The sequence below is a fragment of the Frankia sp. CcWB3 genome, from assembly GCF_977927595.1.
The window spans coordinates 15,064-40,388 of the sequence record NZ_CDWRCK010000003.1 but is presented as its reverse complement, the minus strand read 5'-3'; the positions used below and the strand labels follow the sequence as shown (position 1 = coordinate 40,388).

General features: G+C 69.0%; 23 protein-coding genes and 2 pseudogenes. 11 read left to right on the top strand and 14 right to left on the bottom strand.

Translation table 11 applies throughout. The features are described 5' to 3' along the window. From ACY5KJ_RS00890 to ACY5KJ_RS00865, 6 genes are all read left to right on the top strand, one after another. A partial coding sequence (locus tag ACY5KJ_RS00890; RefSeq protein WP_462202496.1) for a glycosyltransferase family 2 protein occupies positions 1 to 931 on the top strand: 931 nt, incomplete at its 5' end. A 186-nt stretch (positions 932 to 1,117) separates the two neighbouring features. Next, on the top strand, positions 1,118 to 1,891 hold the full coding sequence (locus tag ACY5KJ_RS00885; protein ID WP_462188463.1) for a Wzz/FepE/Etk N-terminal domain-containing protein: 774 nt from the start codon (positions 1,118 to 1,120) through the stop codon (positions 1,889 to 1,891). Between the two features lie 34 nt (positions 1,892 to 1,925). Then, complete coding sequence (locus tag ACY5KJ_RS00880) at positions 1,926 to 3,395, top strand: O-antigen ligase family protein (RefSeq protein WP_462188462.1); 1,470 nt, start codon at positions 1,926 to 1,928, stop codon at positions 3,393 to 3,395. Then, a complete protein-coding gene (locus ACY5KJ_RS00875; RefSeq protein WP_462188461.1) occupies positions 3,392 to 4,999 on the top strand; it encodes a lipopolysaccharide biosynthesis protein in 1,608 nt (535 codons plus the stop codon). Before ACY5KJ_RS00880 ends, ACY5KJ_RS00875 begins: the two co-directional genes overlap by 4 nt. Before the next feature lie 34 nt (positions 5,000 to 5,033). Further along, entirely contained in the window at positions 5,034 to 6,239 is a 1,206-nt protein-coding gene (locus ACY5KJ_RS00870; RefSeq protein ID WP_462188460.1) for a glycosyltransferase, read from the top strand. Positions 6,240 to 6,624: 385 nt separating this feature from the next. Beyond that, positions 6,625 to 7,293 carry a right-handed parallel beta-helix repeat-containing protein gene (locus ACY5KJ_RS00865; RefSeq protein ID WP_462202494.1) on the top strand — a complete coding sequence of 223 codons (669 nt, stop codon included), beginning with the start codon at positions 6,625 to 6,627 and terminating at the stop codon, positions 7,291 to 7,293. A 21-nt stretch (positions 7,294 to 7,314) separates the two neighbouring features. Here the strand turns inward: ACY5KJ_RS00865 and ACY5KJ_RS00860 are convergent, their stop codons facing one another. Then, positions 7,315 to 8,292 (bottom strand): glycosyltransferase family 2 protein, encoded by a 978-nt coding sequence (locus ACY5KJ_RS00860; protein WP_462202493.1) that lies wholly within the window; start codon positions 8,290 to 8,292, stop codon positions 7,315 to 7,317. 377 nt (positions 8,293 to 8,669) lie between these two features. Between ACY5KJ_RS00860 and ACY5KJ_RS00855 the strand changes: the two genes are divergently transcribed. The 3 genes from ACY5KJ_RS00855 (at position 8,670) to ACY5KJ_RS00845 (ending at position 11,163) form a co-directional block, all read left to right on the top strand. Beyond that, entirely contained in the window at positions 8,670 to 9,185 is a 516-nt protein-coding gene (locus ACY5KJ_RS00855; RefSeq protein ID WP_462202492.1) for a glycosyltransferase, read from the top strand. A gap of 251 nt (positions 9,186 to 9,436) precedes the next feature. Then, complete coding sequence (locus ACY5KJ_RS00850; protein ID WP_462202501.1) at positions 9,437 to 9,931, top strand: YdcF family protein; 495 nt, start codon at positions 9,437 to 9,439, stop codon at positions 9,929 to 9,931. A 290-nt stretch (positions 9,932 to 10,221) separates the two neighbouring features. Beyond that, positions 10,222 to 11,163, top strand: coding sequence for a glycosyltransferase family 2 protein (locus ACY5KJ_RS00845; RefSeq protein ID WP_462202490.1), 942 nt, complete (start codon positions 10,222 to 10,224; stop codon positions 11,161 to 11,163). Here ACY5KJ_RS00845 and ACY5KJ_RS00840 read toward each other — a convergent pair. After that, positions 11,160 to 12,692 (bottom strand): sugar transferase, encoded by a 1,533-nt coding sequence (locus tag ACY5KJ_RS00840; protein ID WP_462202489.1) that lies wholly within the window; start codon positions 12,690 to 12,692, stop codon positions 11,160 to 11,162. The genes ACY5KJ_RS00845 and ACY5KJ_RS00840 overlap by 4 nt on opposite strands. Positions 12,693 to 13,240: 548 nt before the next feature. On the opposite strand from ACY5KJ_RS00840, the pseudogene ACY5KJ_RS00835 reads away from it, so the two are divergent. Continuing rightward, positions 13,241 to 13,537, top strand: a pseudogene (locus tag ACY5KJ_RS00835) (glycosyltransferase family 2 protein); the annotation flags it as partial. 314 nt (positions 13,538 to 13,851) lie between these two features. Here the strand turns inward: ACY5KJ_RS00835 and ACY5KJ_RS00830 are convergent. The 8 genes from ACY5KJ_RS00830 to ACY5KJ_RS00795 form a co-directional block, all read right to left on the bottom strand. Further along, positions 13,852 to 14,373 carry a glycosyltransferase family 2 protein gene (locus tag ACY5KJ_RS00830; protein ID WP_462186943.1) on the bottom strand — a complete coding sequence of 174 codons (522 nt, stop codon included), beginning with the start codon at positions 14,371 to 14,373 and terminating at the stop codon, positions 13,852 to 13,854. Beyond that, positions 14,319 to 14,864, bottom strand: coding sequence for a glycosyltransferase family 2 protein (locus tag ACY5KJ_RS00825; RefSeq protein WP_462186948.1), 546 nt, complete (start codon positions 14,862 to 14,864; stop codon positions 14,319 to 14,321). The genes ACY5KJ_RS00830 and ACY5KJ_RS00825 overlap by 55 nt, the downstream gene beginning before the upstream one ends. Before the next feature lie 281 nt (positions 14,865 to 15,145). Beyond that, positions 15,146 to 15,535: a polysaccharide deacetylase family protein gene (locus tag ACY5KJ_RS00820; protein ID WP_462186942.1), complete on the bottom strand. Its 390-nt coding sequence runs from the start codon at positions 15,533 to 15,535 to the stop codon at positions 15,146 to 15,148. 5 nt (positions 15,536 to 15,540) lie between these two features. Beyond that, the gene (locus ACY5KJ_RS00815) at positions 15,541 to 15,816 is read right to left on the bottom strand and encodes a polysaccharide deacetylase family protein (RefSeq protein ID WP_462186947.1); all 276 of its coding nucleotides are present in this window, start codon (positions 15,814 to 15,816) and stop codon (positions 15,541 to 15,543) included. A gap of 81 nt (positions 15,817 to 15,897) precedes the next feature. Further along, a complete protein-coding gene (locus ACY5KJ_RS00810) occupies positions 15,898 to 16,830 on the bottom strand; it encodes a glycosyltransferase family 2 protein (protein ID WP_462186941.1) in 933 nt (310 codons plus the stop codon). 555 nt (positions 16,831 to 17,385) lie between these two features. Next, positions 17,386 to 17,796, bottom strand: a complete 411-nt coding sequence (locus tag ACY5KJ_RS00805; protein WP_462186940.1) for an RNA-binding S4 domain-containing protein — start codon at positions 17,794 to 17,796, stop codon at positions 17,386 to 17,388. Positions 17,797 to 17,851: 55 nt separating this feature from the next. Beyond that, positions 17,852 to 18,208, bottom strand: coding sequence for a group I truncated hemoglobin (locus ACY5KJ_RS00800; protein ID WP_462186939.1), 357 nt, complete (start codon positions 18,206 to 18,208; stop codon positions 17,852 to 17,854). A gap of 382 nt (positions 18,209 to 18,590) precedes the next feature. Further along, entirely contained in the window at positions 18,591 to 18,902 is a 312-nt protein-coding gene (locus ACY5KJ_RS00795; RefSeq protein WP_462186938.1) for a YdcF family protein, read from the bottom strand. A 171-nt stretch (positions 18,903 to 19,073) separates the two neighbouring features. Between ACY5KJ_RS00795 and ACY5KJ_RS00790 the strand changes: the two are divergent. After that, positions 19,074 to 19,826: pseudogene (locus tag ACY5KJ_RS00790) on the top strand (class I SAM-dependent methyltransferase); the annotation flags it as partial. 42 nt (positions 19,827 to 19,868) lie between these two features. Here the strand turns inward: ACY5KJ_RS00790 and ACY5KJ_RS00785 are convergent. The 4 genes from ACY5KJ_RS00785 to ACY5KJ_RS00770 form a co-directional block, all read right to left on the bottom strand. Then, on the bottom strand, positions 19,869 to 20,975 hold the full coding sequence (locus tag ACY5KJ_RS00785) for an ABC transporter ATP-binding protein (protein ID WP_462202486.1): 1,107 nt from the start codon (positions 20,973 to 20,975) through the stop codon (positions 19,869 to 19,871). After that, positions 20,972 to 22,528, bottom strand: coding sequence for an ABC transporter permease (locus ACY5KJ_RS00780; protein ID WP_462186946.1), 1,557 nt, complete (start codon positions 22,526 to 22,528; stop codon positions 20,972 to 20,974). The genes ACY5KJ_RS00785 and ACY5KJ_RS00780 overlap by 4 nt, the downstream gene beginning before the upstream one ends. Beyond that, entirely contained in the window at positions 22,525 to 23,547 is a 1,023-nt protein-coding gene (locus tag ACY5KJ_RS00775; protein ID WP_462202485.1) for an iron ABC transporter substrate-binding protein, read from the bottom strand. The genes ACY5KJ_RS00780 and ACY5KJ_RS00775 overlap by 4 nt, the downstream gene beginning before the upstream one ends. Positions 23,548 to 23,632: 85 nt before the next feature. Next, positions 23,633 to 25,325 (bottom strand): acyltransferase family protein (locus tag ACY5KJ_RS00770; protein WP_462202484.1); only part of this gene is annotated, 1,693 nt, incomplete at its 5' end.

Genomic DNA, 25,325 nt, shown 5'->3' with positions numbered 1-25,325 from the left:
CTCCAGCGCCCGGCCGCTCGTGACGGTGGGACTACCCGTCTTCAACGGGGAGAACTTCCTGGCCCGGGCGCTGGAGTCGATCGTCGTGCAGGACTACCCGAACCTTCAGATCGTCGTCGCCGACAACGGCAGTACCGACCGAACCGAGCAGATCTGCCGGGAATTCGTCCGCCGGGATCCGCGGATCGAGTACCACCGGAGTCCGGTGAACCGCGGCGCGGCCTGGAACTACAACCGGATCGTCCACCTCGCCGAGGGAACCTACTTCAAGTGGGCCGCCCACGACGACCTCTGCGCCCCCGCGTTCGTCAGCCGGTGCGTCGCGGCCCTGACCGCCGCGTCGCCCACTGCCGTCCTGGCCTACCCCAAAACGGCGCTCATCGACCTGAACGATACGGTGACCGGTGGCTTCGAGGATGGGATGAACCTGTGTGAGCCGACGCCGCACGAGCGTCTGCGACACTTCCTGTCGACCCGCACCGAATACCATCCGGTATTCGGTGTCATACGGGCAGAAGCGATCCTGAAGACGGATCTTATCGGAAAATACGTCGGTTCCGACGTGGTTCTCCTGGCGCAACTCGCCCTGGGTGGACAGTTTGTCGAGGTGCCCGAACGCCTGTTTCTCAGGCGTTTCCACGAGAACACTTCGATGAATGCCAACCCGGGTGCTGAGGAACGCGCTCTGTGGTTTGACCAGCACCGGCAGGCACCGTCGCTGCCGATGGTGGAGAAGACCGTCCGGATGATTCATGTGATCCTGTCCCACGACCGGCTCGACCGGGTCGAGCGGGCTCGCTGCCTGGCGGTTCTGGGGCGGCAGTGGGCATTGCCCCATGCTCGGCACATGGGCGGCGAGGTACGCATGACATTCGGGACCCGAATCGGGACCCGACTCGCCGCGAAGTCCCCATCCCACCGGTCCGGGTAGCGCGACGACACGCGGGTCGGCCTGCATATCGGCGCGGCGCAGGGCGACTACATTGAATCGATCCAGGCTGATGATGGGATCGGTTCAGGCGTATGAATCCTTGGAGCCCCGAATGACAGAACCTTCTGGTCATGGTGCGGACCAGGCCTCGCCGTCGGCGTCGTCGGCTTACCGGGGGAGTCCGACATGGACATCGTGACGATCTCCAGAACGGCGTTCCGCCGATGGTATGTCATGCTTCCGATCCTGCTCGCCACGGCGGCCGCAATCGGGATCACGATGTCTGTCGCCAAGCCTGTCTACCAGTCGAAGGCCATGGTCCTCGTGGTCGGCCCGTCGGTGGAGCAGAAGCTCGCCACATCCTCCTCCGGTTCCGGGTTTATCCTGCAGCCCGTCAACCCGCTCTCCTACTTTGGCGATTCACTCAAGTTGCTGGCTCTCACGGAGTCGAAGATCATGGACTCTCGGCAGGTGCGGGAGGAGATCCGTTCGGCTGGATTCCATGGTGACTACGAGATCTCGGTGCAACCGGAGACGGTATTCCTCGATGTAACGGCCACGGCCGCCGATCCCACCGAGGCCACTCGCACCCTGGATCAGGTGGTACGTGTGATCACCGCGAAGTCGAACGATCTGCAGTCTGCTGTGCCGCCGGACCAGCGTTACCGGATAGCGCCGCTGTCCGAGCCGCCGCTGACGAGCGTGCAGCCCGCCCGTAGCCTCAAGCTGCTTGGCACCGTCGCGTTCCTCGGCGTGGCAGCGGCGCTGGGGCTGGCGCTTGCCGTCGACGCCGAGGCCGGGCGCCGGGCCCGGTCACGGGGAGGGGCGGAGCATTACGGTCCCGCCCGGGCGGGCGCCAGCCGTGGCCGTGGCCGGGGTCGGCGCGGACGGCACGCACTCCCCGAAGATCCCATGGCGGGCACTCGACGGGTCGCCTGGCGGTTCGAGGCGAACCGGTGAGAGGTGAACCGGTGACCAGCGGGCTGGTGGCCGGATGACCGCCGGCTCTCTCACCGGCCCGGCGGCGCCGGGGGCCGGGCCGTTCGGTGCCGGCCAGGCACCTGGCGCCGCCGGGCCGGTGCTCGCCGCGGTCGCGTTCGGATCCGCCGCCGTAGCGGCGGCGATGGTGCTCGGGCCGGTCGGGCCGGCCGTGGTGCTGGCCGTCCCGGCCGTGGCGGTGCCCCTGCTGGCGAGTCGGCGGGACGCGGTGACGCTGCTGACGTTGATGGTCTTCGTTCTCTTCGCCGTGCCGGCGACCTACCGGCTCCCGCCGTTGGGGAAGCTGACCGTGCCCGTCGGCCTTTGCTGTCTTGCCGGCTGGCTGGTTCACCAGGCCGCACGACGCGCCCGGTTCGACCCGGTGTTCCAGCCGGTGCGGGCCGCGACGCTGGTACTCGTATGGGTTCTCACGCTCAGTTTCGCGATGATGTTCACCCGCGTGGTGGAAGCGACAGAGGTCAGCTCCGCTCATCGCAGTCTCGTGACGGTCGTGGCGCAGGCCGGGGTGACGCTGTTGGCCGCCGATGCGATCCGGTGCCGGACCCGGCTGGACAGCCTGCTGCGCCGGGTGGTGCTGGGCGCCACCTTCATGGCCACCATCGGCGGGATCGAGTTTCTGACCGGTCGTAACTACAGCGCCGTCCTGGTCCCCCCGGGAATGTCGCTCAGACCGGACGTCGATCGCGTCGACGTCCGGTCTGGCTTCGAGCGGGTCGCCGCGACGGCCGTGCATCCGATCGAGTTCGGGGTTGTCCTGGCCGTGGTGTTGCCGTTGGCCCTGTACTACGCCGTCGCCGCCCGCGGGTGGGCGCGGGTCGGTGCCTGGGCCCAGGTCGCCGTCATCGGGGCCGTCCTGCCGATGAGCGTCTCGCGAAGCACCGCCGTGAGCGCCGCCGTGGCGATCCTGACCCTGACGGCGGTCTGGCCGGTCCGCCGCCGCCTCAACGGCCTGCTGGCGCTGGCCGGGTCCGTCCTCGTCCTGCACACGCTGTTTCCCGGTCTGCTCGAGGCGACCGTCTCGCTGTTCCTGCGGGCCGGCGCGGACCCCAGCGTGACCGGCCGCACCGAGGACTACGCCCAGGCCTGGAAGTTGTTCACGCAAAGGCCGCTCCTCGGCCGTGGACTGGGCACATTCACCCCCCACCAGTACTTCTACCTTGACAATCAGCTACTCGGCTCGGTGCTGGAGACCGGAGTCGTCGGGACAACCGTGCTGCTGGTCTGGGTCGCCGTCGGTCTCTTGGTGGCCCGTGGGGCGCGGCGTCGGGCCCGGGAACAGCATGACCGGGAACTCGGCCAGGCGTTGATGGCCTCGATCCTGGCCGGGGTCGTCAGCTTCCTCACCTTCGACGCCCTGAGCTTCGCGATGCTTGCCGGCCTGCTGTTCCTGCTCATCGGCTGCGCCGGAGCACTCTGGCGGATGACCCCCGCACCGGCGGTCCTGGCCTCCGGGTGGCAGCGGTGAGCCAGCCACCGGCCGTGACCCGGTCGTCCGTGACCCGGTCGTCCGCCCTGTTGGGGGCGGGGGAGACCGTGGCGGAGCCGTCGCCGCCCCGTCGGGCGCCGCGCGGTTCGATGGCCAGCGGAGCCCGGTGGATGTCGGTGAACCAGGTTGTCGTGCAGGTCACCCGCCTGCTGGTCCAGGTCGTCCTGGCTCACCTGCTCGAACCGCGGGCGTTCGGTCTCATGACGATGGCGCTGGTCATCGTGATGTTCCTCGAAATTCTGCGGGGTTTCGGGACCGGCATGGCGGTTGTCCAACGAGACAAGATCAGCGAGCGGCTGCTCAGCAGCGTCTTTTTCCTCAACATCGGGCTTGGTCTGGTCATCTCGGGCCTGCTGGCGTTGCTGGCGCCCGGCCTGGCCAGCCTGTACGGTGACTCGGCGCTGACGCCCGTGCTCCAGGTCCTGGGCCTCGGCCTGCTGCTCGCCAGCCTCGGTGACCTGCAGCAGTGGCTGCTCCGCCGGGAGATGAAGTTCGGTGCCGTCGCCGCGGCGAATATCATCGGGACGGCGGCCAACGCGGCCTGCTCGATCCTGTTCGCCCTGCTGGGCTACCAGGTGTGGTCACTGGTCATCGGCTATCTGGTCGGATTCGGGGTCACCACCCTCGTCGCGTGGCTGCAGTCGCCGTGGCGTCCCAGGGCGTCGTTCAGCCCCGCCGAGGTCAGGTCCGTGCTGCGTTTCAGCGCCAACCTGAGCGGGTTCAGCGTCTTCAACTTCTTTCTGCTGCACGGCGACAAGGTGATTGTCGGGCATTTCCTCGGAGCCCAGCAGTTGGGCTACTATGGCCTGGCGCAGCGGGTGCTCATGTATCCGGTGAGCACTGTTTCTACGGCGTTCCAGGAAGTCATGTTCGCCGGTCTGTCCCGGCTCCAGGACGATCACGCCGCGATCCGCCGGGTCTATTTCCGGTCATGCGCGCTCGCCGCTCTGGTCTGTTTTCCGGTCATGGCCGGACTCACTGTCGTCGCGCGCGACGTCGTCCTGGTCGTGCTCGGCGCGCGCTGGGAACGGCTGGTGCCGCTCATCTGGCTGCTCGCCCCGATCGGCGGCATCCAGTCGGTGAGTTTCAGCGTCGGGGTCCTCTACAACGTGAAGGGAAGAACCGACCTGCTGCTGCGCTGGGGAATCTTCTCCGGCCTGCTGATGCTCGGCAGCTACTTCGCCGGCCTGCCGTGGGGAATCAACGGGGTCGCGGCGGCGTACGCCATCGTGATCGTCCTCCTGCTACCGCCCGGCTTCGCGATTCCCTTCAGACTGGTGGACGCGAAGCCGCGCGAGTTGGTCACCGCGGTCTGGCCGCACGTCGTGGCGACCGCGGGGACCGTCGCCGTGATGGCCGCTGTCCAGTGGCTCACCCACGGGTTCCGGCTTGCCCGCCCAGTGTGCCTGTTGGCGAGCGTGCTGGCCGGTGCCGCGACCTACATCATGATCACGTGGAGACAACGCCCACCCGCGTTGGCGGACCTACTGCAGTATGCCCGGCGCGCGAGCGCCGGCTCGGGGCAGCCTGCTCCGGCGTCGTCGCGCAGAGACGACGCGCTGGGCCCGACGGCTCACGGGTGAACCCGATGGCTCAACGGTGAAGGAGTCCACTCTTATGGAAGATGCCCCCACGGCGGGCCAGCGGGACGTGGTGCTGGCCCTGCCGATCGAGACGCTCCAGGACATGGCGATCAGGGCGTACATGCGTCCTCCCGATCGTCTACTGCTCACCCTGCTGCGATCGCCCAGGGTCCGGCGCGTGGTCGTGGCCGAGCCGTTTCGGAGCCACCTCGGTACGGTGCTGCGGGGCGGCCGGACCACCGTCCTGCCACCGTCCGGTGGCGTTGAGGGGCATCTGGTGTCGCCGCAGCGGTGGCGCCGCAAGGACCCGGTGACGCTGCCGTCGCTGCGGGCGGCCTATCGGCGGTATGATAGGAGGCTCGGCCGGGCCGCGGGCCGGGCCGGCTGCAAACGACCCGTCGTGATCACTATGTATCCGCCGCTGGCGGGCTTCGCCGACATGTCCTGGGCCGGCTCGGTCATGTACTACGCCCGGGACGACTGGGCGACCCACCCATCGCTACGGCGGTGGCATCCGGCCTTCCGGCATGCCTACGAGGAGATCCGGCGCCGGCGGCTGCCGGTCATCGCGGTGTCCAGGCCGCTGCTGGAACGCCTCCATCCGACCGGTGCCGGGCCGACCGGTGCCGGGCTGGTCGTGCACAACGGTGTCGACCCGGCCGAGTGGCTGCGCCCGCCGTCCCCGCCGGACTGGCTCCGGCGCCTCCCTCGGCCGTGGTGCGTGTACGCGGGCACCGTCGACACCCGCCTCGATCTGGACATGATTCGCGGCCTGGCGTCGGCCGGCACCGTGATTCTGGCCGGCCCCATCCCGGACGAGGCCTCCGTCCGGTCGCTGCGGATGCTGCGGTCGGTGCGGTTGCCCGGACATCTGCCCCGGCCGGCCGTGACCGGTCTGATCGCCGCGGCCGACGTGTGCCTGCTCACCCACCGGAGCACTCCGTTGACCGAGGCTATGGACCCCATCAAGATCTACGAATATCTGGCAGCCGGGCGTCCCGTCCTCGCCACGGACCTTGCCCCGGTTCGGGGCATCGGGCGGCGGGTCCGACTGCTGCGCCCGGGGGACGATCCGGTGGCGGCGATGAACGAGATCCTGACCTGGCCGGCCGTCACGGAGGCTGACCGGCTGGATTTCGTCGCGGACAACAGCTGGTCCGCTCGGCACGTCGCCTTCCTGGACTTCGTCCTCGGCCCGGCCGCGCCCGCCGAGCCCCGTCTCCTGGCAGTGCAGGCGTAGACCGGCTGGAGTTCCCCGCTCGGGTCTCCAGACCCACGAAAAGGGCCGGTACGGCGCGGCCCCCGGCTCGGTGGGATAGCTCTGGAAGGATTCGATGGCTCGCGCTGATTTGACCAATCGACACCGGTATGTCCTGATTGGATCCGTGGCGGTGCTCGTGGCGCTGGTGGCGGGCGGTGGGCTGCTGGTCGCCCTTCGCTCGAGAGACGGGCCCGCGCGGACGGCGGGCACACCGGCCCCCGCCACTGTCCCGGCCGGGGTTTCACCGGATGGCGGTGCCGCGACCCGCGGCCTACCAGGGGGCGACCCGGCCGCGGCCCGAGGATGCGACCGCAAGCCGGACGCCTCGAACACCGGCCCCGCGCCCGGATCCCGGTTCCAGCCGATGCCCGCCGGGAAACTGGCCACTCCCGGACAGGTACTGGAGAACAAGGAGTTCTCCGGACTCATCGACATCTATGCCGACAACGTGACGATAAGAAACTCGATCGTCCACGATGGCATCCGCGTGCGCGGAAGTAATGTGCTGATCGATCACGTGGCGACAAGTGGGATCGCAATCAGAGGTGGCGCAGGTCACGTCATCCAGTACAGTAATCTTTCCGGTGGCGACGACGGCTTCCACATCTCGTCCACGCTCGGACCGGTTTCCGGCGTCACCATCCGTCATAACTACGTCCATGACCGAAGGCCACCGAAAGGGGCCCATACCGACGGCATCCAGGTCCGCGGGGTCCGGGACCTGAGTGTGGTGTGTAACAACCTCGACCTCTCCCCGTACGACAAGACCCAGACAGCCGTCGTCTTTTTGGAGTGGGCGAACGGAGGTAACCGTGATGTGGTTATCGACCACAATTGGTTGAACGCCGGCGGAACGACGCTTGTGGTCGCTGCCAGGAACCTCCGCGTGACGGACAACCGTTTCGGCCGCGGCTTCCGCTGGAGTGTCTGCCGGCTGGGCAACGACGATGCCGGTAAGACCACTTTCTTCAGTGCCGGGAACGTCTGGGCGGACACCGGCCAGCCGGTGGTCCTGTGTGGCCGGACCCGATGAGTAGCCGGACCCGAGGCAAGGTCAGAGACACGATGTCGATGTCGATGTCGATGGCGATGGCGATGGTGCCGGGCTGCCCCCGCGGCTGCTGCCGTCGCGCTCCCACGTGCCGAGGTCCCCGCGGCGAACCTTCCGGCGGGCGAGCACCTTCGCCACGGTGGAGACCGCGAGATACGCCGGCGCCGCGCCGAGCAGGCGGGGCTCGGCGCGGACCACCCTGAGCCAGTCCACGGACCCGCCGGCGAGGCCACGACCACCCTTCGTGGGACCGCCCGCGGGCGCCAGCCCGAGGGCGCGCAGTTGGGCGTTGCCGGCGAAAACCCGGCTTTTCTGTCGAACGAGGTCGCGTGCGGTCCGGGCCGGATGTACGACGAAACAGGTGCCGTCGACCGTGCATCGCTCATCCGGTGCGAACCGGTGATAGAGAAAGAAGTCATCCGCGATTGCGTCCGGGAAACGATCGAAACAGGCCCGGCCCTGCTCACTCACTCCAATGACCCCACCGATTCGGCCGTTGCGCACATAGGGCAGCCGCAGCCAGATGCGGTAGTAGTCGCGTACTACGCGGCTCGTGCCGGCAAGATGGATTGTCAGGCGCGGTGATGCGGCCAGTGCCGGGCCGGTCCGCAGCACGTCGGCCACCCGCAGCAGGTCGGCGCCGGACACCTCCAGGTCGGCGTCCACATAGAATCGCGGGAAGGCGGTGACCTCGGCGTCGCCAAGGTTCAGCGCGGCCGCCTTGCCGGCCTTCGCGGTCTCCACGCAGCGGACACCTCGGTCGCGGGCCCGACGGGCGGTCTCGTCGGAGCAGCCGTTGGCGACCACGACGATCTCCAGGTCCTCGGGGGCGGCGCCGTCGGCGAGCCGGTCAAGGCAGCGGCCGATCACGGCCGCCTCGTTATAGGCCGGAATGACGACGCTTGCGCGCGCATGCTTATGGTGCGCCGGGGCTGCGGGGGTTTTTCCGCTCGCCGGGTCGGCGCGATCCGACTGTTGCATGACAAAATCCACTGTCTGATCACCCCAGGCCGGCGCCGGCCCGCGCGACGCAGTCGTATTCAGGTAGGCGGGCGGCACACACGGTAGACCATCGTGGCCGGACCGGGTGCGTGCGTGGTGACCCGACGACACTTCCCGTGGTGACGCCCGGCGCTGGCGACTGGCTGGCCGATGTCGCCGGTCGACGGCCCGGCTCGCTGGAGATCGCCCGCTGCGCCCTGCGAAGGGCCAGTCGGATATTTACGCTTTCCACCGCCCAGATTCCGCCGCTCCGAACGCAGCTTGGCATTCCTGAAAGCCGTTTCTCGTACGTTCCGTTCGGGGGCGACTCCACATTTTTCCGGCCATCTGGAAACCCTCCGGAGAAAGGGTCCGTGGTGAGTGTCGGAAATGATCGGCACCGCGACTTCGAAACGTTGGTCCGCGGCCTGTCCCAGGGGCGGAGCAGGCTGGCGGAGATGAGGCTGGCGGAGCTGAGACTCGAGCTGGTGACAGCCCGAAACGTGGCCGTGCCACCGTGGCTCGGCCGGCGTCGGAACCGTCTTACTCTTCCCGAGGTGAGCGACCTGTACAGGACCGCATCGATGGTGGTCGTCTGCCTCCGGCCCAATCTTCACGTGAGCGGCGTCACCGTCGTGTTGGAGGCGATGGCCAGTGGTCGTCCCGTCGTGGTGACCGATACCCCCGGCATCCGGGACTACGTCGATCACGGCCGTACCGGGATTCTCGTTCCGCCCTACGACACCGATGCGCTCGCTGAAGCGGTCGTGCAGCTGGTGCTCGACCCGGACCGGGCGGCCGCGCTCGGTGCGGCCGCCCACCTGGACGTCGAGCACCGCCTGAACACGGAAGCCCAGGCCCGCCGGTTCGCGACTTTGTTGAGAGACCTCTAGCCCGGCCCGGGAAACGGAGAATCCGTGGTCAGGAGAAATACTGACAGATGGGGGTTCGGGGCTGGCCGGGGTCCTCGGGCACCGACGATTTCCTCGGTCGTGGTCAGGTACCGGCATGTTTGAATGATGGTGTGGTTTCCGCTGCGTCGTCACCGCCGGCCGGTGAGCGGCGGTCATCCGGCCCCCCGCCGGAGGCGGGCCGGGCTGCGCGCCACCGGTGGGGACGAGCGGGGCGACGCCGGCTCATCGTGATGCTGTTCGCGGTGGTCCTGGCAGGTTTCACCGCGCTTACCCTTCGGCTGTTCGTATTCCCGGCCGCCGACGTGCCCGTCCAGGCGGACGCCATCGTCATGTTGGCGGGTCCGGGGGACAGAACCGGCAAGGCGATCGAACTGGCCCGTACCGGTTACGCTCCCGTCCTCGTGATGTCTACCCCCGGGATGCGGTGGTGCTCCGCCCACGAGGCACCGAAGGTGGAGGTGATCTGCTTTTCTCCGCACCCGGTGACCACTCGGGGCGAGGCGCGGGCAACCGCTGAGCTCGCCGCCCGACATGGCTGGACCAGGATCCTCTTCGTCACCGGCCGCGCGCAGGACACCCGCGCCCGTGTCCGCATCAGCCGCTGCTTCCACGGTGATCTGCGGGTCACTGTGGTCGGCCCGCGTCGCCTCCGGGAATGGCCTTATGCGATCGCCTACGAATGGGGCGCCCTCGCAAAGGCACTGATCTGGCAGCGGAGCTGCTGACCCCGAGGAGCCGACCGGGGACCGGGTGGGAATGCTGGCCCGCGTTGCGAGGACCCGGAATGCGCCAGAAACGCCACCGGCCCGCGGTCGGATAACCAACCGAACGACAACCCGTCGTCTAGGGTGAGGCAGGAACTGGCGGCCGGGGCCAGTTGGCACGATCAGCGTTACGGCCGACGGCCGGACCACCACTGCCGACACAGATTACCTGGGTCACAGATTACCTGGGTCACAGATTACCTGGGTCACAGATTACCTGGGTCACAGATTACCTGGGTCTGGAGAGGGAAATGGGCGTCGACGTCTCGATCCTGATCGTCTCCTACAACACCGGCGCCATGACGGCGGCATGCCTGGAGTCCTGTGTAGCCGCGTCCGACGGTCTAGCGACCGAGATGATCGTCCTGGACAACGCCTCCACGGACGACTCTGTCTCGATCATCCGTGGTCGGTTTCCCGCGGTGAACCTGATCGAGCAGAGGACGAACCTCGGCTTCGGCCGGGCGGTCAACCTCGCGGCCTCCCACGCGAAGGGGGAGTACCTGCTCCTCCTCAACCCCGACACGGTGGTGCTCCCCGGCGCGGTCGCGAACCTGCTGGACTTCGCGCGGGCCAACCCGAGGCACGGCATCTACGGCGGTCGCACCCTCGGTCCGGACCGGACCATCGACCCCAGGTCGTGCTGGGCTGTCCCGACCGTCTGGAGCCATGTGTGCTTCGGCCTCGGACTGTCCACCGCCTTCCGGCGTTCGGCCCTGTTCGATCCCGAATCAATGGGACCGTGGCCTCGCGACACGGTTCGGGCCGTGGGGGTGGTGACGGGCTGCCTGTTGCTCATCCCACGCGCGCTGTTCGAGCAGCTCGGTGGCTTCGACCCCCGTTTCTTCATGTACGGCGAGGACGTCGACCTGTCGATCCGGGCCCGCCGAGCCGGCCTGGATCCCGTGATCACACCCGGCGCGGTCGTGGTTCACCATGGCGGTGCGTCCTCCGCCGGATGGGCGGACAAGCACGTGCTGGTGATGACGGGCAAGGTGACACTGGCGCGGACCCGTTGGACCGGGTGGCGCCGGACGGTGTGTCTGGCGATGCTGCTCCTCGGGGTGGCGCTGCGGGCGGCCCTCGCCACGGTAACCGGCCGGCCGGCCGGCGCCGGGAGCGGCGGCTGGCGCGTCGTCTGGACTCGGCGGGCCGACTGGCGGGCCGGCTATCCGCCCCTTCCGCCAGCCTAGAATGCGCCGGACCGCCGCAGAACGGCGCGAACAGTCCGGGCGATGATGGCGAGGTCGAGCATGATCGACCAGTTCTCGACATAGTAGAGGTCGAGCCGCACCCCGTCCCGCCAGGGCAGTTCTGAACGCCCATTTACCTGCCACAGTCCGGTCAGGCCGGGCTTGACCTTGAATCGACGGTGGACGGAGTCGTGATATTGAGCGACCTCTGCCGGCAGCGGCGGCCGCGGCCCCACCAGCGACATCTCGCCGCGGAGGACGTTGACGAGTTGCGGCAGCTCGTCGATCGACAGGTGCCGTAGCGTCCGTCCGACCCGAGTGACGCGGGGGTCGTCGCGAATCTTGAAAAGTGGCCCGTCAGCCTCGTTGCGCTCCTCCAGGGCTGCCCGGCGCCGTTCGGCGTCCACGTACATCGTCCGGAACTTGAGGATCTGGAACTCGCGGCCGTCCTTACCCACCCGGGTCTGGCGAAACCACGCCGGTCCGGTGCTGTCGACCCGGATGGTCAACGCGACGAGAAGCAGCAGCGGAGACAGGGTAACGAGGGCCATGGCGGCAAGGATTCGGTCGAAGATGTCTTTGGCGACCTTTCGCCAACCGGTATAGACCGGGCTCTCCACGTGTAGCAGGGGGAGACCTGCGATCGGCCGCAGGGAAACCCGCGGTCCGGCGATTCCGGCCATACTCGACGCGATGACGAGATCGACACCGGTCCCCTCGAGGTCCCAGGCGATCCGCTTGGCGGCTTCGATGTTGACCGCCGCGGATGAGGCGACCACCACCGTGTCGGCCATAGCGCGGGCGACGGCGGACCGCAGCGCCGGCAGGGCACCGAGGACGGGAAAGGGAAAATAATCGGCCGAGTAGTCGTCCTGCCGGGGTAGGCATGCGCCGACGATCTCGAATCCGGCCGCGGGTTCATATCGGAACTCGCTGACGAGTTCGGCCACCGTGCTACGGTCACCGACGACGACAACCCGGTGGCGGGCACGGCCGGCCCGCCGAGCCGCCACCAGCCGCCGGCGGGCGAGCATCCGACCGGTAATCAGCAGCAGCAGCCCCAGCGGCAGGACCACCAGACAGAACCCGCGAGCGACTTCTGCGCGCAGGACGTAGGAGAGGATCGCCGTCGTGCCCCACAGTCGGAACGTCGCGACGCTGATCCGCCGGTATTCCTCGGTTCCGATGCCCAGATATTTCGTCTGATAGGTATCGGCGGCGCCGAGCATGGCGAGCCAGCCCAGCCCGATACCTATCGCGACGGAGAGATATGACGCCCCGTGGACGGTTGGGTTCGAATTCATGCCGAACCGGAGGACATAGGAACAGGTAAGCGCGACCGTGATTGCCGTGGCATCGATGATGAAGATTCTGGCGGTCAGCCGGACCTTCCACTCCGGCGGCCCGGCTGCCGGCGGCTCTGGTTGCCGTTGTTGCGGAATAGCCGGGATGGTTGTGTCCCGGGGCGTGGCCGCCACCGACGAGAGCATCGCGGGGTCCTCGTCCCGCCCTCCGGTTGAGTCAGGCACCTCGGGCCTTCGTCGTGCGGTTTCCCCGGCCTTGGCCATATCGGTTGTTCTCCGCTCCATCGGATGGCAGTGGGTGTTCATAGTTGCTGCTGGGTTGGACCTGGAACGATCCGCTCCCGTAGCCGGCGAAGGTGAGCCAGTCGGTGAGCAGCCCCAGTGACCCGCCGGTCGTGGCGAACGTACGCACCTCAGTGGTCGCGCGTCCAGAACCCCGTCTGGACACCCCGTCTGGCCACCCCGTCTGGCCACCCCGTCTGGCCACCCCGTCTGGACGCGTATCGCCGCCGCGTCCGTGTCTAGGTGAACGCATCCGCTGGCCATGCCCCGACCGGCCGGGGAAACGGTTGGGCCGCCGGTTGCGTACCGTCCGCCGCCGACGATGAGGAAATATCCCGACCCCCGTCGGCGACACGCCAGCACCGGGCTTCCGGAGCTATCAACATCCATTATTTAGAGTCACGGCGCGTGACGAGCGCGTGGTCGGAAGCTCGGCAGGACGAAATTCCACCGTAGTCCACCGGCCATCCAGGTCTGTCCAGGGGGCGTCCTTGTCTGGTTCGGGTGATTCGTCATCGGTAAGCGTGGTGATTCCGACGCTCAACGAGGCGCGGAATCTGCGGGAAGTATTTGGCCGACTTCCGGTGGACGCCGAAATAATCCTGGTGGATGGGAACTCCACCGATGACACCGTCCGACTGGCCCGCGAGCTACGCCCCGGCGTGGTCGTCGTCCGCCAGACCCGATACGGCAAGGGCAACGCCATGGCCTGCGGCTTTGCCGTGGCATCGGGGGACATTGTTGTCACGCTCGACGCCGACGGCTCGGCCGACCCGGCCGAGATACCCCCCGGATGTCGTCGGCATGCCGACTGATCCACTGCTCGATGTAGTGCCGGTCGACCGGCAGCCCGCGGTCCCATCCGTAGCGGTCGCTGAACGGCCTGACCCGTTTCATGTTCCCCCACGAAACCCGGTGTCCCGGCGCGTTCCGCAACGTCCAGTATGCTATCTGCTGCGCCTTTTGCTGCACCATTCGTGGTGATCGCCGGTAGCAGCGGAGAGCCCATTCCGGTGGGAGTTTCTCTATCTCGACCTCCGTATTCGGCGCCATGAGACCTCCTCGTTGCACCACGTCACCGCCTTCCTTGTTGTCTTCTGTCTCACTGCTTGGCGGCTGCTCGCCGCTCCTGGGCGTAGAGCAATGGTCCGGCGGTGTAGCCGGTGAACTCCCGCAGCAGGGCACCCTTCGGGGCCTGGACCCGCCCGTCGAGCCGCTGGCTCGTCGCATGGCCGATGCGGGCCATCCCACGCAGGCCTCGTGGGATGCGACGTACCACCTCACCCCGGGTCGACCGCTGGAGAAGCAGCTTGGCCAGGAAGGCAGTGAAACCGGAGCCGTAGCTGAACATCTGGGCGAGCAGCGCCGCGTCGTCGGCGCGGTGGTGATGCCAGACGAAGGCGGCTGGTTCGTAGGCGATCGCTCGGCCCGCCCGCAGCCTGCGCACGAAGAGGTCGAGGTCCTCGCCGCCCCGGCTCCTGGTGCCCGGTCCCAACGTCTCGTCGAAGCCGCCGAGGTCCCGCAGGAACGCGGCGTCGAACCCGAAATTCGCGCCGGTGCCGACGAAACCTATGTAGGGGTACAGCGGACCGTGCCGCTCGTTGTCGGCGAGGTCGAAAAGCACCGGCTCGCAGCGGGTGGACCAGTACGACGCCCGGGCGTCGAAGTAGGCTTCGGCCGCGCTCGCGATGCTCGCCGTGCAGACGAGTCCCGTGACGCACGCAACGTCCGGCTGGCGCCGGAAACCCCCCGCGCCAGCGCGAGCACGCGGTTGCGGGCGCGGGAGAGACCCGGGTGTGGTTCGGGGACATGGCGGAATCGTTCGTCGGTGGCCGCAAACGAGTCGACGACCCGCTTCGTGGCGTCGCTCGACGGTGCATTGTCCACGATGAGGAACTCGACGGCCGGATAGGTGATCTCCGTGAGTCGACGCAGGCAGTTGGCCAGGATCTCACTGCGGTCTCTGGTGGGGACGACGACGGAGACGAGATCCGTGGAATCGAGATCTGTGGATTGAACCTTGTTTGGGCAGGCCTCGGTGGCTGCGGCAGGCCTGGTGCGGGCCTCGAGGCGCTCGAGCGGGCGGAGACCCTCGCTGACCAGGTGATCGTTCATGCGCCCGCCGAACTCCGACCAGACCCTGCCGAGCAGCTCATCGACGTCGATGCCGGTGGCCGTCCTGGCGGCCGCAGCATAGCCGAGCGGCTCACCGTGCAGCAGGACGAGGACCCGCGCACGTCGCTGATGGTCGCGTGGCGGCACGGCCGAGCGCACGACGCCCTCGGCCGACACCTCGAGCTGACAGCAGCAGGTACCCTCGTCGGTCGCGGCCGGACCGGTTGGGGCTGGGCCGGTCGCGGCCGGACCGGTTGGGGACTCCCGATTCCCGTGCGGGTTCATCCGGCGCTCCTCGCCTCGTGATCCCCGGCGCGTCCGCGGATCGTCCGTTGGGCCGGGATAACTCGACGCAATGCCCCACCCAGTTCCCGCTCGAGGTCGGGGCGTCGGTAAACCTGCGGTCTGCGTGCCGTCTCGACGAGCGCATCAACGCGGGTCTGGCGCCCCACCTCGATCCTGGGCAGGGCATAGCGGTCCTGAGCTGTCGGGAAGGCACGCCGAGTCAGCAGTGTGAACGCCGCGTCGTATCCCGCTTTCTTCACCATCATGCGCACGCGCGCGTCATGTTCCCCGTAGGGATAGGCGAACAGGCGTGGCCTCGGCAGCCCGATGGCCGCGAGGTCGCTGCGCGCCGCGGAAAGCTCGTCCCACAGGCCGGCCCTGCTCATCCTCGTCAACTCCCGTGAGTGCGGGAGTGCGCCGCCACTTCCCAGCCTTCCCGGTGAAGGGCGCGCAGCCGGCTCGCGTCGAGGAGCGGCAGCCTGGCGGCGCCGTTCACCGCATCCCACCTGTTCCAACCGCCGATCTCTTTCGTGACCACGAAAACCGTCGCGGGAATACCAAGTTCCCGAAGGACGGGCACGGCATGCTCGAACAGACTCGCATAGGCGTCGTCGAAGGTGAGGACCAGGGACTGATGCCGGGCGGGCCGGCCGTCGAGATGACGCAGGAGCTCATCGGCCCCGACAAAGGCGAAGCCGGCGTCCAGCAGGGCTGTCAGCTGGGCCCGGAACTGCGGCGGAGGGGCCGCTTACCTGCTCAGCAGGGGATCCGACACGTCCTCTATCGCATGATAGGCGAGGACCCGCAGGCCCACGTCCGGTGCGTGCAGGAGGCCGCCGCGCTGGCGGGCTCCCCGCCAGTAGGAGCAGTCCCGCAGTCCCAGGAACATCCATCTGGTGGGCCGGTCCACCTTCCCGGCGCTGACCCTTCCGAGCACGAGACCCGCCGGGGCGCGGGACGCCCAGGGTGGTGCCGCCGCCGCGGCCCTGGCGAGGATTCCTTTGACCGTCTTCCCGCCATGCTGGGCAAAGAGCAGGTCACCGAGACCCGGATGTTTTCGGGCAAGCGCGGCATCGGCCTGCCCGGCCTGCGTCCACTGCCTCAGGTGCGCCTCGGGCGAAACGACGTAACGCTGGTAGGAGACGGCGTCGGCGGCGAATCGAACCTGCGCACCGCTCTGCAGCAGCCGGTAGAGGAAGTCGGTGTCCTCACCGCCGAAGCTGCCGCCGGCGGTAAAACTCGTGTCGAAACCGCCGAGCCTGACGAAGGTCGACGCCCGCATCGACACCTGCCCGGAGAGCAGGTCCGCGACGGTCAGCCGCCCGTCCGACCGCAGCAGCCGCCGGCGGCGCGCCCGGGCCCACCGGTCGACTCCGTAGGTGAGCACCGTGGGCGGCGAGGCGGGGTGCATCGGGATGTGGCCGACCACGGCGTCGGCGCCGTCGGCGAGAAGCTTTTCATGCTCGACGAGGAGCCGCCGGTCCGCCGCCATGTCGTCGTCGAGGAAGAGGATGAACTCGCCGAGCGCGCTCGCGGCGCCACGGTTTCTCGCCGCAGCCGCGCCCGCGTTCTCCTGCCACAGGATACGCTTGGAGAACGGCAGGGAGACGGCCCGGAGAGCCTTCTCGGTGCCATCTGTGGAACCGTCGACGACAACGATCAGTTCGCAGGGCCACGGCATATCGAGGTGCCTGAGTCCCACAATACTCTACAATACCACGTCCCAGCGGTTGTATGTCGGCATCACAATGCTGAACCGGACCGGAGGCCCATTACGGGCGGGCTGCCCCGCCGAATGGTCCAGGATGTCCACGCCCGGTTGCTCACGCTAGCTCATCGCGAATTCCGCCGAGCCAACCCGGATGACGCTCGCCCCATGGTCCTGACTCTAGTTCGAGCCGGTCGGTGCGGCGGGATGCGATCCGGCCGTGTCGTCCAGGAAGATCAACCTCACGATCGGATTCTGCAGGCGCGGGTAACGCTACGCGGCACGTAGCGGCAGGGCTCGGTCCCGGTCACCGGCAATGTACTCGGTCGTTTTCTTCATTTTCTTCATACCGTTGATGCGAAGTAATCCCATGGTGGGTGGTCCAGGGTTAGTAATCCCAGGGCGAGGTTCCTGAGGATGGTCATGGTGTGTGGGCGATTGCGGACTCTCTCGACCGAGGCTTCGCCTGACCGGGCGCCGCTACTGGGCTCCCAGTAGCAGTGCCGCTACCGTGCATCAGCGGCGCCGCTACTGTGCGTCCGGCCAGCGGGGCTGGTCGCGCAGGCGTTCCAGCGCCCGCCGGTCGCGCTTCGTCGGCCGCCCGGCGCCCCGATCGCGCACGGCCACCACCGGCGGCACCTCGCGCGCGACCGGCGGGCTGTGGTCGACGAAGCACTCCGCGGCAACGGGCGCGCCGACCCGCCTGTGCAGGATCCGGGTGACGACGACGACCCGTTCGTGCCCGGGTTGGCGCACCCGGATCTCGTCCCCGGCCCGCACCGGATGGGCCGGCTTGACCCGCTCGCCGTTGAGGCGGACATGGCCGGCGCGGCAGGCGGCGGTCGCCTGCGATCGCGCCTTGACCAGGCGCACGCACCAGATCCAGGTGTCGATCCGGGCGGTTCCCGCCGGCGACGTCATAGGCGTGGGCGACGTCATAAGTCTGACTGTACGAATCAACCGGCGGACCTGTTGTCGTTCGGTGACGTGACGGTCAGGCGGTGACGATCGACCTGCGTAGCGGTAGCAGGGCGCTCGTGACCGCCGCGACCGTGCCGGCGCCGAGGCCGGCGTCGGTGAGAGCCGCAATGAGGTGCCCGGCGATCCGGTCGAAGGCGGCGTCGGTGACGGCGAGGCCCGCATGGGCGGCCGCGAGATCACGACCCTCGTAGGCCTTCGGGCCTCCGGTCACGGCGACGAGGAACGCGACCTGGTGGGTGCGGAGCCTGGCCAGGTCGGTGTTGGCGAAATAGGGCGCCAGCTCCGGATCGGTCAGGATGCGATCGTAGAAGGTGGCCACCACCCCGGCGATCGAGGCCTCCCTGCCCAGGATCTCGTAAAACGTGGTCATCCGCTTCCTCGTCACCTGTTCCCGGAACGGTCAGTGCGGCCCAGCGTGCCGAAGATGGGCTGCGGCGTCATGTCCGGTTCGTAACGATCCGTCGATATCTACCCCCCGGCGCCCGCCCGGTCGCGTCGAGATCACGGCCTCGTGTGCCGAGGTCCGATTCCGCCTGTGCCCTGTTCACAGCACCTTGACCTCACGTGAAGATGAGGTTCCAGGCTGGCCGTCCTGGAACGTGACGACACGGAACGTGACAGCGACAAGGTGAACGGGAGCTACGCTCGCTGACCTGAGCGAGCTCGGCGCGTTGTTCATCCGTGCGGCCAAGCTCTGGCGGGGCGTGGCGGGCGAGTGATCCCTGCGTCGGCACCCGTGGCTTACCCGTGGCTCAGCGGAGTGCCCGGCCGAGCTCGTTGGCGGCCCTCGGGAGCTTTAGCCACCAGTAATCCAGGAACCGGTAGTCGTCGGCGGGAACCAGTCGGGCCGCGAGATCCGGGCGTAGTTTCCACAGGTAGCGGCGGGCCCGCGCCGCGTGCAGCGGATCGGACGCGATCGCCACGGTGTCCGCCGTCTCGAGGAAGGGCAGGGTGAGCTTGATGTTCTGCCAGGTGTTCCGCGCCGAGGTCTCCAGCAGGATCTTCTCCGCCGGTACGCCGAGCGCGTCGTGCGCGTAGCCGGCCATGGCCGCGGCCTCGGACACCCCGCCGACCCCCGACGACTTTGGGGGAGGTAGTCACGCTTTTCGACCCGCGGAGCGTTACTACCTCCCCCAGATTTACCGGCATCTGCCCTGGAACCGTCCGGACCGTGGCCGCGAGGCGGCGCAGGAAATTCGCTCGCGACCGCGTGGATGTGCTGCCATGGTCGGCCTATGGCGCGCCAATTCGACGATCTTGTTGCTGAGGCGGCGTCGGTGCCGGTGGACGGCTGGGACTTCTCCTGGTTGGACGGGCGGGCCACCGAGCAGCGTCCGTCCTGGGGCTACGCCCGGCTGATGGGCGAGCGGATGGGTCGGGCCGCCGTGGGCCTGGACGTTCAGACCGGCGGTGGGGAGGTTCTCGCCGGACTGCCGCGGCTGGCCGGGCGCACGGTGGCCACGGAGTCCTGGGCGCCGAACATCGCGCGGGCCGCCGCGCGGCTGGGTCCCGGCGGCGTGGCCGTCGTGGCCGCCGACGACAGGTCGTTGCCCTTCGCCGATGCGACGTTCGACCTGGTGGTGAGCCGTCATCCGGTGGTGACCTGCTGGGCGGAGATCGGCCGGGTGCTGCGGCCGGGTGGTCGCTACTTCTCCCAGCAGGTCGGGCCGTCGAGCATGCTCGAGCTGAGCGAGTACTTCCTGGGACCGCTGCCGGCCTCGGCGCCCCGTACCCGTCACCCCGACACCGCCCGCGGCGGGGCCGAAGCCGTCGGCCTGGAGATCGTCGACCTGCGGATGGAGTCCCTGCGGACCGAGTTCCTCGACGTCGGCGCGGTTATCTACTTCCTGCGGAAGGTGATCTGGACCGTTCCCGAGTTCAGCGTCGAGCGGTACCACGCGCGCCTGCGGTCACTGTACGACCAGATCCGCGCCGAAAGCCCATTCGTCACCTGGGCGACGCGGTTTCTGATTGAGGCCCGCAAACCCGCCTGGCGCTGTGACCTGCCTGGCGCTGTGACCCGCCTGGCGTCAGTGGGGTGGGAAGGCCGTGACGGGCTCGGTGATCGACAGCCGCACGTGGGTGCCGGGTTCGGGGAGCTGGTGCCCTGGCACCCTCGCCGTCACGGTGCGGCCGGACCGGTCGAGCCGGAGCTGGACGGTGGCGTCGTGGCCGAAGTACCGCACCTCGGTGACCCGGCCGACCACCCCGTTCCGGTCCTTGTCCCGCTCCCCGTTCCGGTCTTCGTTTCGGTCTTCGTTCTGGTTCTTGTTCTCGTCGCCGTCCGCCGCGGCGAGGAGCCTGATCTGTTCCGGCCGGACGAGCAGGCGCGCCTCGCCCTGGGGAGACCCGGGCCGGACGGCGAGTTCACCAAGGTCGCAGGAGGCGGTGAGCCCGGTGACGACGGCGGGCACGAACACGGCGGCGCCGACGAAGGCCGCGACGGTCGGGTTGCCGGGTGAGGCGTAGACGCCCGGGGGCGTGCCGGTCTGGGCGATGCGGCCGGCGGCCATGACAGCGACCTGGTCGGCCAGTGACAGCGCCTCGTTCTGGTCGTGCGTGACGAGCAGCGCGGTGGTCCGGTTGGCGCGCAGCGCTTCGACGACGGCGCGGGCGGTGTTCAGGCGGAGCCCCGCGTCCAGGGAGGAGAACGGCTCGTCGAGCAGCACCAGGGACGGCCGCGGGGCCAGGGCCCGCGCCAGCGCCACGCGCTGCTGCTGGCCGCCGGAGAGCTGATGGGGGAACCGGCAGGCCAGGCTCGCGTCCAGCCCGACGAGGTCGAGCAGCTCGGCGGCACGCCCGGCGGATCGGCGTTCGGCGCGGGGCAGGCCGAACCCGATGTTGGCCGCGACGTCCACATGCGGGAACAGGGCACCTTCCTGCGGGACGTACCCGACCCGCCGCCGCTGGGCGGGAACGCTGCGACCGGGGCTGAACACCCGTTCGGCGCCGAAGTCGATCGTCCCGCCGTCCGGGTCGCCGAATCCCGCCACCAGCCGTAGCAGGGTGGTCTTGCCGCAGCCCGACGGCCCGAGTACGGCCGTCACACTGCCCTCGGGCACTCGTAGATCGATCCCGGCGAGGGCTGTCGTGGCGCCGAACCGCTTGGTGACCTGGCTGACGGTCAGCGCTGTCACGTGCTTCTCCTGACGGAACGGGTGAGCAGGAAGGTCGCCGGGGCCGACAGCAGCACCATCAACCCCGCGTAGGGGGCGGCCGCGCCGTAGTCGACGTCGCGGACGTTGCTCCAGAACTCGGTCGCCAGGGTTTCGGTGCCGGTGGGTGACAGCAGCAGGGTCGCGGTGAGTTCGGTGACCACGGCGAGGAACACCAGGATGGCGCCGGCGCCGACCCCGGGGGCGATCAGCGGCAGGGTGACCCGCCGCCAGGCCTGCGCCGGGCGCAGGCCCAGGGCATGCGCGACGTCGTCCAGGACGGGTCGCGCCTGCGCGATCGCGCCCCGTACCGCCACCGTGGCCCGCGGCAGGAACATGATCGCGTAGGCGGCAATCAGGAGGGTGGTGGTCTGGTACACGGCCGGCAGGATGTGCAGCGAGACCGTGACGAGAGCGAGCGCCACCACGATGCCCGGCAGCGCGTTGGCCGTGTAGGTGCTGCGTTCAAGCAGTGTCCCGATCCGGCCCGGGTGGCGTACCGCGAGCCACGCCACCGGAAGCGCCAACAGGACGGTACACAGCGCGCCGACGAGGCCGAGCCCGGCCGCGGTCGCGGCAGCGGCGGCCAGTTCGCCGACGGGGAAGGCGGCGGAGGCACCTACCAGCAGCCAGCGGACGAGGCTCACCAGCGGCACGCCGAGCGCCAGGACCACGACCGCGCCGAGCCCGGCGACGGCGGGGGCGGTGAGCCGGCCGAGCCGGGCGGGTTGCGCGGTGCGGCTGGCTCCGGGCCCGAGCCGGGCGTAGCGGTGCCGGCCGCGCAGGCTCAGCTCGGCGCCGACCAGGACCGCACAGTACAGCGCCAGGACGCCGGCGAGCATGTTCGCCGCCGGGCCGTTGAACGACGAGAGGTACTGGTCGTAGATGGCCGTGGTGAAGGTGGAGAACCGCAGCATCTGCAGGGCGCCGAACTCGGCGAGCAGGTGCAGGCCGACCAGCAGCGACCCGCCGAGGACGGCCGGGCGCAGCTGCGGGAGCACGACCCTGGCGAACGTCCGCCACGGGCCGAGCCCGAGTGACCTGGCGGATTCCTCCAGCGCCGGGTCCAGCCCCCGCAGGGTCGCGCCGACGGGGAGGTAGACCAGCGGGTAGTAGGCGAGTGTCACGATCAGCAGGGCGCCCGGGTATCCCTCGACGCCCGCGGTCAGCGAGACCCAGCCGTAGCTGACGACAAACGCGGGCAGTGCCAGCGGAGCGGCGAGTAGCACGTGCCAGACCCGTCGTCCCGGCAGGGTCGTCCGTTCCACCAGCCAGGCGGCGGCCGTGCCCAGGACGGCACTGGCCACCATCCCGCCGGTCACGAGCTTGGTGGTGTTGGCCAGCAGCTCGCCGACCCTGGGCCGGATCAGCAGCCGCCAGGCCTCCGACCAGCCCACGCTGACCGTGTACCCGACGACGAAGAACAGCGGGACGGCCGCGAGCAGCGCGACGAGCACGCAGGCCAGCAGCAGCGGGCGCGGGTACGCCGGGCTGGTGCGTACCCACCATCCCGCCGTCGTGGGCTGACCGTTCAGAGCAGGCCCGCCCGCTGCATCAGTTCGACGACCTTTGGTCCGTTCAGGGTCGAGATGTCGATGTCGGGCGGATCGAGTGTCGACAGCGGCTTCAGCGCAGGGTTCGTGGGGACCGCGTCGGACACGGCGTACTCCAGGGCACCGCTGTCGACCAGCGCCTTCTGCCCGGCGTCGCTGGTGAGGAAGGTGACCAGCTGCTGTGCCTCGGCCTGCTGGTCGCTGGCCGCGAGGACGCCGGCGCCGGAGACGCTGACGAACGCGCCCGGGTCCCGGTGGCCGAAGAAGTGCAGGTCGACGTTCTTACTGTCCTTGCCCGACTCCGCCTGGTCCTGGTACCAGTAGTAATGGTAGATCACGGCGGCGGGGACCTCGCCCGCGTTCACGGCGCGCAGCGCGGCGATGTTGTTGGCGTAGATCTTCGCGTTGCGTTTCAGCCCGGCGAGCCACTCGGCGGTGGCGCTCTCGCCCTTCACCGCGAGTACGGCGCTGACGATGGCCTGGAAGTCCGCTCCGGCCGCCGCGACACCGACCTTCCCCTTCCATGCCGGTCCCGCCAGGTCCATGATCGACACGGGCAGCTCGTTCTTGGCGACCTGCCCGCGGTTGTAGATGAACACCGTCGACCGGGCCGCGAAACCGACCCAGTTGCCGGTGCTCGGGACGTACTGGTCAGGCACCTGGCCCAGGGTGGCCCGGTCCAGTTTGCTGAAGCCGCCGGCGCGGTCGACCAGCGTCATGGCCGGCGAGTTCTCGGTGACGAAGACGTCCGCCGGCGAGCTGTCGCCTTCCTGGACGATCTGGTTCGCCAGCTCGGGGTCGCCGCCGCGACGCAGCTCGACCTTGATGCCGGTCTGCTTGGTGAACGCGTCCACCATCACCCGCATCAGGTCCTGGTGCTGCGCGTTGTAGAGCGTGATTGTCTTCCCGTCGTCCCCCGAGCCGCACGCTGACAGGCCGGCCAGGCCGGCCAGGCAGGTGGCCGTCACCAGCACGACCAAGGTTCTTCCTATCGAACCCATCGGGCTCCTCCACCTGAACACTTCACCTGGACAGACACGTCCGACCGACCTCGAACCTCTAATCGGTCTAGAAGTTAACTCATGCTTACCTTAGCGCCGTGGAATGTGACGAGTGGCATAAGCCGGGGGCGCTGGCGGGCGAACCGCGGAGCAGACGCCTGGCGCCGAGCGGGATCGGCACGCCTGCCGTGAGCCGGCCGAGAAGGCCCATGGCATGGAACGAGACCTTCCACGCGGCGACGCCGACGGTGAGCGAGGCCAGCAGCGCCAGGACCGGATGGTCGTCCTGCAGAAGGGGGAACACCTGCCAGTGGGTCAGGTAGATGTAGAGCGAGCTGCCGGCCAGCAGGCCCGCCAGCCGGCGTAGCGGGCGTGGGCAGCGGACGCTCGTGGTCCAGGCCAGCAGGAGCACGCCGCCGAGCACCACATGCTCCCGGCGTGCGTCAGCGAAGAACCCGGGGATGGTGAGTGCCGCCGCCGCCGTGAGGACCAGCCGCTGCCATACCGTGGTCGCGGCGGCGGTGGCCCATCCCAGTGCGAACAGCCAGAGCACCGCCACCGACGTCTGGGTGTGGCGTGGTCCCGGCGGTAGGGCCACGACGTCGAAGCGGGTGAGCAGACCGGCGGCGAGGACACTGGCGGCGACGGCCCACGGGCGGCGCCGCTGCCAGCGGTCGAACGCCGGCACGCCGAGCAGGGCCGTGAGGACCAGCAGGATCTGGACCAGGGCTTCGATGAACCAGAACTCCCAGGGCGGGCCCGCGCGGCCCGGCCCGAACACGCTGTTGAGCAGCACGATGTTGGCGGGTCCGTGTTCGTCCATGACGAGCACGAGTACGGTGATGAAGACGATGCTCGGCACCGCGAGGTACGCGATGCTGCGGAGCAGCCCGCGGACCCGGTCGCGCCGCGGCGCCGCGGTCAGGTGGAAACGGGCGAAGTTGTAGCCGGCGACGGCGATGAGGAGATGGGCGCCCCCGAGGATGCCGCCGACGGTGTCGAAGGTGTTGGCGTGCGTCCCGACGATCAGCACGATCGCGACTGCGCGGAGCAGCAGACTGGTCTCGATCGAGCCGCCAGAGCCGCCAGCCCTGCGCTTCGGTCGCGTGGCCGGCTTCAGGTCCCGCACGGCCATGGTGTGCCAGCCGGCGGGCAGGTGTCCGAGGGCGTCCTCCAGCCGCAGTGACAGTTCCACGTAGGACAGCGAGTCGCCGCCCAGGCTCACGAAGGTGCTGTCGTCGGTGACATCGTCGCGGTGAAGCAGCTCGGCGAACAGCCGACGTACGTCGGCTGTTCCGTCCGACGGCCCGTCCCGTCCGGTGGGCGCGGTCGTGCGCGCCGGTCGCGCGTCGCGGGCGATCTCCTGCAGCGCAACCAGGTCCGGTTTGCCGGTGGCCAGGCGGGGCAGGGCGGCCAGGCGGTGGACGCGGACGGTGTTCTCCGGCAGCCGGCAGGCCCGCGCGACCAGCTGGCGGACCGAAGGTGCGTCCCGGTCGCCCTCGATCATCACGTCGACGGCGTCGTCGCCGGTCACGCAGCAGGCGCTGAGCCCCTGGCCGGCGAGGGTGTCCTCCACGTGTTGCAGGTCGATCCGGATCCCGAAGACCTTGGCGAATCTGGTCTGCCGTCCCACGATCTCGTACAGGCCGTCGTCGGTGCGGCGTGCGACGTCCCCGGTGCGCAGCTCGTCGAGCGTCGGACCGAGCGCGAGGTCCGAGGCCGTCCGCGCGTAGCCCATCATGACGTTGGGCCCGGAATAGACGAGCTGCCCCAGATCC